This is a genomic window from Inquilinus sp. OTU3971 (assembly GCF_038440215.1).
In genome coordinates this window covers 16853-29305 of record NZ_JASATH010000023.1, presented here as the reverse complement: position 1 = coordinate 29305, position 12453 = coordinate 16853, and the positions used below count along the sequence as shown (strand labels likewise).

Here is a 12453-nt window from a genome sequence, read left to right as displayed (position 1 = left end):
ACTATGGTGAAGCGGGGGAATGGGCGACCATTCCCCCGTTTCCTGTTTTGATGCGACAAGAAGAGGGCCGGCCCCGGGGCCGGCGGCACAGGGCGATTCGGCCATGAAGTTCCTCGACGAAGCCAAGATCTTCCTGAAGAGCGGCGACGGCGGGAATGGCTGCGTCGCCTTCCGGCGCGAGAAGTTCATCGAGTTCGGCGGCCCGAGCGGCGGCGATGGCGGCCGCGGCGGCGACGTCTGGATCGAGGCGGTGGACGGGCTGAACACCCTGATCGACTACCGCTACCAGCAGCATTTCAAGGCCGAGCGCGGCCATCACGGCATGGGCTCCGACCGCTTCGGCGCCGCCGGGGGCGATGCGGTGCTGCGCGTCCCGGTCGGCACCCAGGTGCTGGACGAGGAGAAGGAGGAGGTGCTGGCCGACCTGACCGAGGTCGGGCAGCGTCTCCGGCTGCTCAAGGGCGGCGACGGCGGCTTCGGCAACGCCCATTTCAAGACCTCGACCAACCGCGCCCCGCGCCGCTTCGATCCCGGCTGGCCGGGGGAGGAGCGGTGGGTCTGGCTGCGACTGAAGCTGATTGCCGATGCCGGGCTGGTCGGCCTGCCCAATGCCGGCAAATCGACCTTCCTGGCTGCCACCACCGCGGCCAAGCCGAAGATCGCCGACTACCCCTTCACCACGCTGCACCCGAATCTCGGCGTGGTTCGCAGCGACGACCACGAGTTCGTGCTGGCCGACATCCCCGGCCTGATCGAGGGCGCACATGAGGGCGCCGGGCTGGGCGACCGCTTCCTCGGCCATGTCGAGCGCTGCAACGTGCTGCTGCACCTGGTCGACGGCACCCAGGAGGATGTCGCCGAGGCCTATCGCGTGGTGCGCGGCGAACTCGCGGCCTATGGCGGCGGCCTCGCCGGCAAGCCGGAGATCGTCGGGCTGAACAAGACCGACGCGCTCGACAAGGAGACGGTGACTGCGCGGCTGAAGGCGCTGAAGGCGGCGGCCGGCCGCAAGGCCAAGGTCGTCGCCCTGTCCGGCGCCACCGGCGGCGGGGTGCAGGACGTGCTGCGCCTGCTCTGGGCCCGCATCGCCGAGAGCCGCCCGGCTGCGGTCGAGGAGGAGGCGGCGCCAGTGGACATCACCCCATGGGCGCCGTCCGACTCCGACTGAGCGATTGAGGCTCGCCGCAGCCTGATTCCATTCCCTGCCGGATGCGTTATCCTGCGGTCATGATGATTCTCTCCGCCATCCGGCTCCGCTTCCCCGGGCGCTGACAGCAGCCTCGATGAGGATCGGACAGTGATGCCGTCAACGGACGGCGGAGAGGAGTTTCCACGACCATCAATCATTCCGGCGCCGCGCTTGACGATGCGCAGTTGGAGCGCTTCATCGCGGACGGATTCATCCGCATCGACGGGGCGTTCTCCCGGGAGCTGGCCGAGCAGGGCCGCGCCATCCTGTGGCGGGACCTGCCCTGCGACCCGCAGGACCCGAAGACCTGGACGCAGCCGGTCGTCCGGCTCGGCTGGTACGGGCAGGAGCCGTTCCGGCAGGCGGCGAACACGCCGGTCCTCCGCGCCGCGCTCGACCAGCTGGTCGGCCAGGGCCGCTGGCAGCCGCGCGCCGATCTCGGCACCTTCCCGGTCCGCTTCCCGGCGCGGTCGGCGCCCAAGGACGACGGCTGGCATGTCGATGTCAGCTTCCCGGGCGACAGCAGCGACCCGAATGAGCGCGAGGACTTCTCGTCCTGGCGGGTGAATGTCAGCTCGCGCGGCCGCGCCCTGGTGATGCTGTTCCTGTTCTCCGACATCGGCCCGCTCGACGCGCCGACGCGGCTCCGGGTCGGCTCGCACCTCGACATGGCCCGGTTCCTCGAGCCGGCAGGGGAGGCGGGGCTGGCCACCCCACGGGTTGACCGGGTCGGCGCCGGCCGGCCGGAGGCGCTGGCGACCGGCGAGGCCGGCACGGTCTATCTGTGCCACCCCTTCATGATCCATGCGGCGCAGAAGCATCGCGGGACGGAGCCGCGCTTCCTGGCACAGCCCTCGCTCGGCCTGGCCGAGCCCTATCGTCTGGAGCGGCCGGACGGAGCCTATTCGCCGGTCGAGACCGCGATCCGCCGGGCGCTCGGCCGGGCCTGAGGGCCGCGCTCAGGCCCGGACGTAGACCCAGGCCTCGAGGCCGGAGCGCAGCCGGACCAGGATTCGCTTGTAGTCCGACACCTCATAGGCGTCGGCGGCGGCGAGCTCGGCTTCGGTGATGCGGAACACCGTCCCCGCCACCGCATCCGCCGCGTCGCCGCTGGGCTCGACGATCGGGTGGAAGCGCTTGCCGCTGGTGCGGATGACCTCGGGGTCGGTGATCTCGATCTCGCCGCGCCGCCAGCCCGGCATGGCGTCGGGCGATCCCTCCAGCCGGCGGCCGAAGGATGACAGCTGGACGTTCTCCTGCTGCAGCGTGCCGTAGGAGAACAGCAGGACGGTCGCGACCTCGGTCATGAGGGTTCCTTGGAATCGGGCGTCGCGCCGGATCATAGCCGCCGTGCCGCGGCGAGGGGAGGGCGGGTCGCGGAACGGCTTGGCTCCGATGCGGCCGGAGGGCTAGGAAGGGGGCCTCGCATCTTCCCCGCCGAATGCCGTCATGACCGCTTCCCTTGCCCAGGCCCGCCGCATCGTCGTCAAGGTCGGTTCCGCCCTGCTGGTCGACCCGCGCACCGGGCAGCTGCGCCGCGCCTGGCTGGACGCGCTGGCCGACGACGTTGCCCGCTGCCGCGCGCGCGGGCAGGAGGTGGTGATCGTCTCCTCCGGCTCGATCGCGGCGGGGCGCGAGCATCTCGGCCTCAAGGGCCGGGCGCTCAGGCTGGAGGAGAAGCAGGCGGCCGCCGCCACCGGCCAGATCCGCCTGGCCCATGCCTATCAGGAGACGCTGGCCCGGCACGACATCACCGTGGCCCAGATCCTGCTGACGCTGCAGGACACCGAGGACCGCCGCCGCCACCTGAACGGCCGCGCCACGATCGAGACGCTGCTGCGGCTCGGCGCGGTGCCGGTGATCAACGAGAACGACACGGTGGCGACGGCCGAGATCCGCTTCGGCGACAACGACCGGCTGGCGGCGCGGGTGTCGCAGATGATCTCGGCCGACACGCTGGTGCTGCTGTCCGACATCGACGGGCTCTACACCGCCGACCCGAAGCGCGACCCGTCGGCGACGCTGATCCCCGAGGTCGGCGAACTGACGCCGGAGATCGAGGCGATGGCCGGCGAGGCGCTGCCCGGTTACTCCTCCGGCGGCATGGTCACCAAGCTGGTCGCCGCCCGCATCGCCATGGGCGCCGGCTGCCGCATGGTCATCGCCATGGGCAAGGAGGCGGCGCCGCTGCAGCGCATCGAATGCGGCGCGCCCTGCACCTGGTTCGTGCCGGGGGCGGAGCCGCGTACCGCCCGCAAGCGCTGGATCGCCGGGTCGCTCAAGCCGGTCGGGGCGGTGGTGATCGATGCCGGCGCGGCCAGGGCGCTGGCGGATGGCCGCAGCCTGCTGCCGGCCGGGGTGACCGCGATCGAGGGCAGCTTCCGCCGTGGCGACCCGATCGCGGTCAAGGATGGGGACGGCCGGGTGCTGGCCCGCGGCCTCTCGGCCTATGATTCCGACGACGCCGACCGCATCCGTGGCCACAAGAGCCGCGAGATCGAGACCATCCTCGGCTATCGCGGCCGGGACGAGATGATCCACCGCGACGACCTGGTGCTGGGGTGAGAGGGCGAGTCTAGCCTCACGCTCCTGTCATTGCCAGGCTTGACTCGGCAATCCAGGGGCCACGAAGAACCGCTCTGGCTGCCAAGCCCGAGGATGACAGATGAGGGCGGCCTTACCCCGCCAGGTGATCCCTATACCGCTTCCGCAGCTCGCTTTTCAGCAGCTTGCCGGTGGCGGTGTGCGGCAGCTCTTCGACGAACACCACGTCGTCCGGCCGCCACCATTTCGCGACCTTGCCGTCGAACCAGGCCAGGATCTCGTCCTTCGTGGGGGCCGCCCCCTCGGCCGGCACCGCGATCAGCACCGGCCGCTCGTCCCATTTCGGGTGGCGGGCGCCGATCACCGCCGCCTCGCGCAGCTTCGGGTGGCCGACGGCGATGTTCTCCAGCGCGATCGAGCTGATCCATTCGCCGCCCGACTTGATCACGTCCTTGGCCCGGTCGACGATCTCGACATAGCCGCTGCTATCGATGGTGGCGACATCGCCGGTGCGGAACCAGCCGTCGGGGGTGAAGGCGGGGTCGTCGTCGCGGCCGAAATAGGCGGCGGCGACCCAGGGGCCGCGCACCAGGATCTCGCCGAAGGCGAGGCCGTCGGCCGGCACGTCGTTTCCCTCGGCGTCGGCGATGCGCAGCCGGATCCCCGGGATCGGCCGGCCCTGCTTGCGCTTCAACGCCAGCCGTGCGGCCTCATCCAGCCCCGCCGTCTCCGGCTTCGGCGCGTTGAACAGGCCGATCGGGCTGGTCTCGGTCATGCCCCAGGCATGGCCGATCTCGACGCCGTAGTCGCGCTCGAACGCCTCGATCATCGGCAGGGGGCAGGCCGAGCCGCCGATCACCAGCCGCGGCGGGCGGGCGAAGCGGCCGCCGCTCTCGCGCAGATGGGCCAGCAGGCCGAGCCAGATCGTCGGCACGCCGGCCGAGAAGGTCACGCCGGTCGCCTCGATCAGCCGGAACAGCGAGGCGCCGTCCAGCCGCGGCCCCGGCAGCACCAGCGACGCGCCGGCCAGCAGCGCGACGAAGGGGATGCCCCAGGCGTTGACATGGAACATCGGCACCACCGGCATGGCGGTGTCGGTCGCGCGCAGCCCGAAGGCGTCCGGCTGGTTGGCGGCATAGGCGTGCAGCAGGGTCGAGCGGTGGGACGACAGCACGCCCTTCGGCTCGCCGGTGGTGCCGGAGGAGTAGCAGAGGAAGGCGGCCGTGTTCTCGTCCAGCACCGGCCAGTCGAAGGCGTCGGCCTGGCCGGCGATCAGCGCCTCGTAGTCCAGGATCTCGAAGCGGGCGGCGAGGGCGGGCGGCACCGGCTCGGCCGGTGGCTCCAGCAGCACCAGGGTCTTCAGCACCGCCGGCAGCCGGTCGCCGATCCCGGCCAGGATGGGCAGGAACATCGGGTCGAGGAACAGGTGCGTGTCGCCGGCATCGGCCAGGATGTAGGCGATCTGGTCCGGGAACAGCCGCGGATTGACCGTGTGGCACACCGCGCCGATGCCGCTGACGCCGTAATAGAGCTCGAGATGCCGGTGGTCGTTCCAGGCCAGCGTCGCCAGCCGTTCCCCCAGCGCCACGCCGCGCCCGACCAGGGCGTTCGCCAGCCGGGCGGTGCGGGCGGCAATCTCCGGATAGGTATGGGTGACGGTGCTGCCGTCACGGCGCTGGGTGACGATCCGGGAGCCCCGGTGCAGCCGCGCCGCATGGTCGAGCAGCGATCCGATCTGCAAGGGTTCGTGCTGCATCCGCCCGAGCATCGCGTCCTCCCCTGGTCGCGGCAGGCCCCCTCTCGCCACAGGCGCCGCCTTTCACGAGAGGATAAGGGGAAAGCCGGCGGAAGCCACAGGGAAAACCGGGGGAAAGCCGCCACTTGACATGTCTATACAGGTCCGGACACCGTTGCCGAAACCGCGATGGCACGGACCGCGCGGTTGTCTCCGGGGAGGGCAAAGTCTAAGAACCGCAAGAGCTGCGCGGCACTGCAACGCCGTGCGGTCGACAAAGATCAGGGATGTGGAGGCATATGATGCGGGTTCTGGGAGCGTTCGTTGCCGGCCTGATGGCCGTGGGAAGCCTGGCCGCCGCGCCGCAGGGGCATGCGGCCGATCTGCTGAGCCAGGTGAAGTCGTCCGGCGAGCTGGTGGTCGGCACCGAGATGCAGTTCGCGCCGTTCGATTTCTCCGAGGATGGCGAGCACAAGGGGCTGAACGTCGAGGTGTTCGACGAGATCGGCAAGGAACTCGGGGTCAAGATCAGCTTCGTCGACCTGCCCTGGGACAGCGTCCTGCCGGGGCTCGAGGCCGGCAAGTTCCAGGTCGTCGCCGGGCCGGTGACGATCACCAAGGCGCGGATGGAGCGCTACCGCTTCACCTCACCGATCGCCGACGCCTCGGTCGCGCTGCTCAAGCGGGCCGGCGACAGCTCGGTGGCGAAGCCCGAGGACATCGCCGGCAAGGTGGTCGGCGCCGGCAAGGCCTCCTCGCAGCTCGAGCAGCTCAAGGCCTATGTGGCGACCCTGCCGGGCGGCGCCGAGGTGCGCGAATATGTCGACAACAACCAGGCCTATGCCGACCTCGCGGCCGGCCGGATCGTCGCCGTCGGCAACTCCCTGCCGAACATCGCCTATGTCGCGGAGCAGCGGTCGGAGACCTTCGAGGTGGTGCTGCCGCCCTTCGGCAAGAAGGTCTATTTCGGCTATCTCGGCCGCAAGGACGCCGACACCGCGCCGCTGCTCGACGCGATCGACGCGGCCCTCGCCAAGATGAAGGCCGACGGCCGCCTCGCCGCGATCCAGAAGAAGTGGTTCGGGGTCGAGATGGACGTGCCCGCCCAGGTGACCGACCCGAACGTCTGACCGGGCCGCCCCTCCACCGGTTCGCCTGAGAGGTTGCCCTGTTCAGCACGGCTGTCATCCTGAAGAGCCTGCCGCTGCTCCTGAAGGGCGCGGGCACGACCCTCTGGGTCTCGGCCGTGTCGCTCGGGCTCGGCTTCCTGATCGCGGTCGGCATCTGCATGCTGCGGCTGTCGCACCGGCCCGGGCCGCGCCGGGCCGGCACGCTCTACGTCAGCTTCTTCCGCGGCGTGCCGCTCCTGGTGCAGCTGCTGCTGGTCTTCTACCTGCTTCCCTTCATCGGCATCGACGTGCCGCCGCTGGTCGCGGCGATCGCGGCACTGGCCCTGTGCACCGCGGCCTATATGGCGGAGATCCTGCGCGGCGGCTTCCTCGGCGTGCCTGGGGGGCAGCTGGAGGCGGCGCGGCTGCTCGGCTTCCGGCCGTCCCAGGTGCTCTGGCGCATCCGGGTGCCGCTGGCGCTGCGCCTGACCATGCCGGCGCTGGTCAATGAGTGCACCATGATCCTGAAGGCCTCGTCGCTGATCTCGGTGGTCGGGGTGGCGGAGCTGACGCGGGTCAGCCAGAACATCGTCGCCACCAGCTACCGGCCGCTCGAGATCTACCTCGCCGGCGGCGTGCTCTACCTCGTGCTGAATCTCGCTTTGTCCGGCCTCGGCGTATGGCTGCAGCGGCGGCTGGGGGCCGGGCGATGAGCTTCGATCCTGCCGTCATCCTCGACCGCTGGGACGAGGTCCTGTCCGGCCTCGGCGTCACCCTCGGCACCTGGATCGCCGGCGTCGTCATCGGCCTCGTCCTCGGCTTCGCCCTGGCGCTGATGCAGCGCGGCCTCGGCCGGATCGTCCGCGCCGCGGTCCGGGTCGTCATCGAGGTAATCCGCGGCACGCCGTTCCTGGTGCAGCTCTTCATTCTCTACTACGGCGGCCCCGGCTTCGGCCTGGTGCTCGACCCGATCGAGGCCGGGCTGCTCGGCCTCGGCCTCTATGCCGGCGCCTATTTCGCCGAGATCTTCCGCGCCGGCTTCGAGGCCGTGCCGAAGGGCCAGGTCGAGGCCGCCGCCTGCCTCGGCATGGGCCGCGCCACCATCCTGATGCGGATCGTGCTGCCGCAGATGCTGGTGGTGATCCTGCCGGCCCTGGTCAATATGGTCATCCTCCTCAGCAAGGAGACTGCGATCCTGTCGATCGTCACCATTCCCGAGCTGACCTTCGTCATCCGCGGCATCGGCGCCGAGACCTTCGCCTTCGTCGAGACGACGCTGGCCCTGGCGCTGATCTATTGGGGCCTGGTCGAGGTCGCCGCCGGCTTCGGCCGCTGGGCCGAGCGCCGGGTCGGCCGCTTCCTGGTGCCGGCGTCATGACCCGGCGGGCCTTGATCCAGCTCAGCGGCGTCACCAAGCAGTTCGGCGCGACCCGGGTGCTCAAGGGCGTCGACCTCGAGATCGACCAGTCCGAGGTGGTCTGCATCGTCGGCCCCTCCGGCTCGGGCAAGAGCACGCTCTTGCGCTGCATGGTCTTCCTCGAGGAGCACGATGCCGGCGAGATCCGCATCGACGGCGAGCCGATCGGCTGGGTCACGGACAAGGCCGGCAAGCGTCGGCGCATGGGCGAGGCCGGGATCCGCAAGGCGCGGCGCAATGTCGGCATGGTGTTCCAGCAGTTCAACCTGTGGCCGCACATGACCGCGCTCGGCAATGTCGCCGAGGCGCTGGTCCGTGTCCGCCGGCTGCCCCGGGCCGAGGCGGCGCGCAAGGCCCAGGCCGCGCTCGACCGGGTCGGGCTGGCCGGCAAGGGCGGCTCCTACCCGTCGCAGCTCTCCGGCGGCCAGCAGCAGCGCGTGGCGATCGCCCGGGCGCTGGCGATGGAGCCGGAGATCATGCTGTTCGACGAGCCGACCTCGTCGCTCGACCCGGAGCTGGTCGGCGAGGTGCTGGAGGTGATGCGCGCGCTGGCCCGCGACGGCATGACCATGGTGGTGGTGACCCATGAGATGGGCTTCGCCGCCCAGGTGGCGACCTCCGTCGTGTTCGTCGACGAGGGCCGGATCCTGGCCAAGGGGCCGCCGCGGCAGATCTTCCTCGAGGACGGGCATCCCCGGATCCGCCAGTTCCTGGACAATTACCGCCGGCGCAACGCCTTCTGGCAGGATTCGCCGGCCGCCGCCGAAGCAGTGGGAGGATGAGATGACCGAGACCCTGGGCCTTCCGATCGTCGATTTCGCGCCCGTGGTCGCCGGCGATCCGGCGGGCACGGCACAGGCGGCGGCGCAGATCCATGCCGCCTGCACCCGGGTCGGCTTCTTCTACATCCGCAATCACGGCGTGCCACAGGATGTGATCGACGCGGCGGTCGCCACCATGCGGCGCTTCTTCGACCTGCCGGTCGAGACCAAGCGCCAGGTCAAGGTCAACCAGCGCCACCGCGGCTTCCACGAGATCGGCGGGGCGCTGATGTACGGGGCGAAGAAGCCCGACTACAAGGAGTTCTTCTCGACCGGGCTGGAGCTGCCGGAGGACGACCCCGACGTGCTGGCGGGCCAGGCGCTGCGCGGGCCGAACAACTGGCCGTCCTTCATGCCGGAGGTGCGGCGCGACTTCTACCGCTACTACGAGGCGATCGGGGTCTGCGGCGCCTATCTGCTGCGGGCCGTGGCGCTCAGCCTCGGCATCGCGCCGGACTTCTTCGCCGAGCGCTACGCCAAGCGCATGCAGCGCACCCAGGCGGTGTTCTACCCGCCGCAGCCGGCCGATCTCGGCGCCGAGCAGTTCGGCGTGGCGCCGCACACCGATTACGGCTGCATCACCCTCTTGTGGCAGGACCAGACCGGCGGGCTCGAGGTCCAGCGCAAGGACGGGCAGTGGATCGACGCGGTGCCGGTCGACGGCACCTTCGTGATCAATGTCGGCGACCTGCTGGCGCGCTGGTCGAACGACCGCTTCGCCTCGACCCCGCACCGGGTGGTGAATCGCAGCGGCCGCAAGCGCCTGTCGATCGCCACCTTCTACGACCCGACCTACACCGCGGCGGTCGACCCGCGGGACCTGAACCTGGGGCAGGGGGAGGAACCGCACTACCCGCCGGTCGATGCCGGCGACTACATCGTCGGCCGGATCAACGATTCCTTCAAATACCGGCAAAAGTCGTGATGTCCGACATTATGCCCCCGACCGAATTGCTGTGACAGACTCATGGTGATCGTGCTTGAATCACACAATTGCGGTGCATGAATTGGGTGGCGTCGGGATGTGATCGGGGCAGCGATCGGCCCGAACGCCGGAGCAGATACTAAATACCACCAACGAGTGGAGTGAGCGCCATGGGGGCACGGGCGTTTCGGATCGTTCTGGTGAAACCGTCACATTACGACGACGACGGCTATGTCATCCAGTGGCGGCGCTCGACCATCCCCTCCAACAGCCTCGCCAGCGTCCACGGCCTGCTGACGGAGTGCGCCGCGGAGCGGGTGCTCGGGCCGGATGTCGATATCGACATCGAGGCCTATGACGAATGCAACACCGTCGTCGATGTCGCCGCGATCACGCGCCGCATCCGCGAGGCGGGGGCCGGCTTCGTGGCGCTGGTCGGCGTGCAGTCGAACCAGTATCCCCGCGCGCTCGATCTCGGGCGCCGGTTCCGCGCGGCCGGCCTGCCGGTGGTGGTCGGCGGCTTCCATGTCAGCGGCTGCATCTCGATGCTGCCGGAGCTGCCGCCCGACCTGCAGCAGGCGCTCGACCTCGGCATCAGCCTCTACGCGGGCGAGGGCGAGGGCCGCCTCGGCGCCCTGCTGCGCGACATCGATGCCGGTCAGCTCAAGCCGATCTACAACTACCTCGCCGACATGCCCGAGATGGCGGCGGCGACGCTGCCGATCCTGCCGCGCGACGTGGTGCAGCGGATCGCCGGCCATTACACCAGCTTCGATGCCGGGCGCGGCTGCCCGTTCCAATGCTCGTTCTGCACCATCATCAATGTCCAGGGGCGGAAGTCGCGCTACCGCACCGCGGACGACGTCGAGGCGATCGTGCGCGCCAATCAGGCGCAGGGTGTCACCCGCTTCTTCGTCACCGACGACAATTTCGCCCGCAACCGCAACTGGGAGCCGATCCTCGACCGGCTGATCGAGCTGCGCGAGCAGCACCGCTTCCGGATCCGCCTGGTGCTGCAGGTCGACACGCTGTGCCACCGCATCCCGAACTTCATCGAGAAGGCGGCGCGCGCCGGCTGCAACGCCGTCTTCATCGGGCTCGAGAACATCAACCCGGAATCGCTGCTCAACACCAAGAAGCGCCAGAACAAGATCTGGGAATACCGTGAGATGCTGCAGGCCTGGCGCAGCCAGAAGGTGATGACCTGGGCCGGCTATATCCTCGGCTTCCCGACCGATACGCCGCAGACCATCGCCCGCGACATCGAGATCATCAAGCGCGAGCTGCCGATCGACATCCTCGAATTCTTCTGCCTGACGCCGCTGCCCGGCTCGGAGGACCACAAGAACCTGTATCTCAAGCAGGTGCCGATGGACCCGGACATGAACAAATACGACCTCGAGCATGTCTGCACCGGCCATGCGATGATGTCGAAGGAGGAGTGGAACGGCGTCTATCGCGATGCCTGGGCCCGCTACTACACCGACGACCATGTCGAGACGGTGCTGCGGCGCGCGGCGGTCAGCGGCCTCAGCCTCAAGAAGATCGCCGACATCCTCACCGTGTTCTCCGGCGCGTCGCGGATCGAGGGCGTGCATCCGCTCCAGTTCGGCTATGCCCGCCGCAAGCTGCGGACCCAGCGGCGGCACGGCCTGCCGATCGAGAACCCGCTGATCTTCTATCCCCGCCGCGCCGCCGAGTTCGTCACCGTGGCCGCGCAGTGGCTCACGCTGCTCCGGCGCTACCGCGCCATCATGAAGCGGGTGCTGGCCGATCCGGCGGCATCGGCTTACACGGACGAGGCGCTGCGGCCGCCCGCGGCAGACCATGCGGTGGACGATTTCGTCAAGGTGTTCGCCGACAAGATCCCGCATACCCACGGCGCCCCGGTGCTGCAGGCGAGTGTGGGAGGCTGATCCCGGACGGGCAGAGCCTCGGAGACCGTTTGGAAATGCGCTGGCGTGAGTCGGTTGGCGGTGGTTTCGAGAACCGGAGCGCAGCGCACGTTTGGTGCGTGAGCACCGGAAGCGGAGAAACCGCCGTCAGACGGCCGCGCCAGTAGCATTTACGGACGGTCTCCTGTGGCCACGTACTCCCGGTCGACCGACGAGTCGTGCACGCGGGGGTCGAAGCCGTAGATGTGCAGCGAGATCGCGATCGCGCCGCTGTCATTGACCATCTGATGGATGTTGGGCTGGGTCGTCGCCAGGGACGCGATGGCGCCGGGCCGGTGCACGGTCTCCCAGGTCTTCGCCACCCGTACCTCGTCCAGGGCCCGGAAGCGGTTCTCGGTCAGGAGGCCGCTGACGATGCCGAAGGCGCAGGAGCAGTGATGGTCATGGATCGCCGTCCGGGCGCCGCGGTCCCACACCATGGCCCAGACGCTGGTCTCGGCATCGCCCCAGAGCAGGGTGCGGGCGTAGCTGCCGGGCTTGCGCTCCAGGTCGAGATCGCAGACGAGGTCGGGATGGGCCGCGACATGCTCCAGCATCGCCAGCGGCGATCCGCCGAATTCCGTCAGGGTCCTCAGCATCGTGCCTCTCCACCGGGCGGTGGACCGGAAGGCTTCTGACATCGCCGCGTGATTCATGGTTCGCCCTGCCTCTCGACCGATGAGAGACAGGGTAGGGCCGGTCGGCCGGAACTGGTTTGCGTTGTTGCCGGAAACCGGGTCGAAAGGCGGAAGGGGATTTCGAATCTAGCCAGAATGGTG

12 protein-coding genes are annotated in these 12453 nt (G+C 69.5%); 9 read left to right on the top strand and 3 right to left on the bottom strand.

Features of this window, described 5'->3' with window-relative positions:
• Positions 1-103: 103 nt before the first annotated feature.
• Together obgE and AAHM41_RS08390 are read left to right on the top strand one after the other, a co-directional pair.
• Complete coding sequence (gene obgE / locus AAHM41_RS08395) at positions 104-1168, top strand: GTPase ObgE (RefSeq protein WP_342236077.1); 1065 nt, start codon at positions 104-106, stop codon at positions 1166-1168.
• 206 nt (positions 1169-1374) lie between these two features.
• Positions 1375-2139, top strand: a complete 765-nt coding sequence (locus AAHM41_RS08390; RefSeq protein ID WP_342236076.1) for a hypothetical protein — start codon at positions 1375-1377, stop codon at positions 2137-2139.
• Positions 2140-2148: 9 nt separating this feature from the next.
• Here AAHM41_RS08390 and AAHM41_RS08385 read toward each other — a convergent pair whose 3' ends face one another.
• Positions 2149-2496, bottom strand: coding sequence for a gamma-glutamylcyclotransferase family protein (locus tag AAHM41_RS08385; protein WP_342236075.1), 348 nt, complete (start codon positions 2494-2496; stop codon positions 2149-2151).
• Positions 2497-2638: 142 nt separating this feature from the next.
• Here AAHM41_RS08385 and proB point away from each other — a divergent pair, with 142 nt between their 5' ends.
• Entirely contained in the window at positions 2639-3754 is a 1116-nt protein-coding gene (gene proB / locus AAHM41_RS08380; RefSeq protein ID WP_342236074.1) for a glutamate 5-kinase, read from the top strand.
• A gap of 112 nt (positions 3755-3866) precedes the next feature.
• On the opposite strand, the gene AAHM41_RS08375 is transcribed toward proB, so the two are convergent.
• Complete coding sequence (locus AAHM41_RS08375; RefSeq protein ID WP_342236073.1) at positions 3867-5501, bottom strand: long-chain fatty acid--CoA ligase; 1635 nt, start codon at positions 5499-5501, stop codon at positions 3867-3869.
• A 269-nt stretch (positions 5502-5770) separates the two neighbouring features.
• Here AAHM41_RS08375 and AAHM41_RS08370 point away from each other — a divergent pair, with 269 nt between their 5' ends.
• The 6 genes from AAHM41_RS08370 (at position 5771) to AAHM41_RS08345 (ending at position 11656) form a co-directional block, all read left to right on the top strand.
• Complete coding sequence (locus AAHM41_RS08370; RefSeq protein WP_342236072.1) at positions 5771-6598, top strand: transporter substrate-binding domain-containing protein; 828 nt, start codon at positions 5771-5773, stop codon at positions 6596-6598.
• Positions 6599-6636: 38 nt separating this feature from the next.
• Positions 6637-7290, top strand: a complete 654-nt coding sequence (locus AAHM41_RS08365; protein ID WP_342236108.1) for an amino acid ABC transporter permease — start codon at positions 6637-6639, stop codon at positions 7288-7290.
• Positions 7287-7955, top strand: a complete 669-nt coding sequence (locus AAHM41_RS08360) for an amino acid ABC transporter permease (RefSeq protein WP_342236071.1) — start codon at positions 7287-7289, stop codon at positions 7953-7955. The genes AAHM41_RS08365 and AAHM41_RS08360 overlap by 4 nt, the downstream gene beginning before the upstream one ends.
• On the top strand, positions 7952-8776 hold the full coding sequence (locus tag AAHM41_RS08355) for an amino acid ABC transporter ATP-binding protein (protein WP_342236070.1): 825 nt from the start codon (positions 7952-7954) through the stop codon (positions 8774-8776). Before AAHM41_RS08360 ends, AAHM41_RS08355 begins: the two co-directional genes overlap by 4 nt.
• 1 nt (position 8777) lies before the next feature.
• A complete protein-coding gene (locus AAHM41_RS08350; protein WP_342236069.1) occupies positions 8778-9740 on the top strand; it encodes an isopenicillin N synthase family dioxygenase in 963 nt (320 codons plus the stop codon).
• Between the two features lie 200 nt (positions 9741-9940).
• Positions 9941-11656, top strand: coding sequence for a B12-binding domain-containing radical SAM protein (locus AAHM41_RS08345; protein ID WP_342236068.1), 1716 nt, complete (start codon positions 9941-9943; stop codon positions 11654-11656).
• Between the two features lie 149 nt (positions 11657-11805).
• Here the strand turns inward: AAHM41_RS08345 and AAHM41_RS08340 are convergent, their stop codons facing one another.
• Positions 11806-12273: a cysteine dioxygenase gene (locus tag AAHM41_RS08340; RefSeq protein WP_342236067.1), complete on the bottom strand. Its 468-nt coding sequence runs from the start codon at positions 12271-12273 to the stop codon at positions 11806-11808.
• Between the last annotated feature and the right edge of the window lie 180 nt (positions 12274-12453).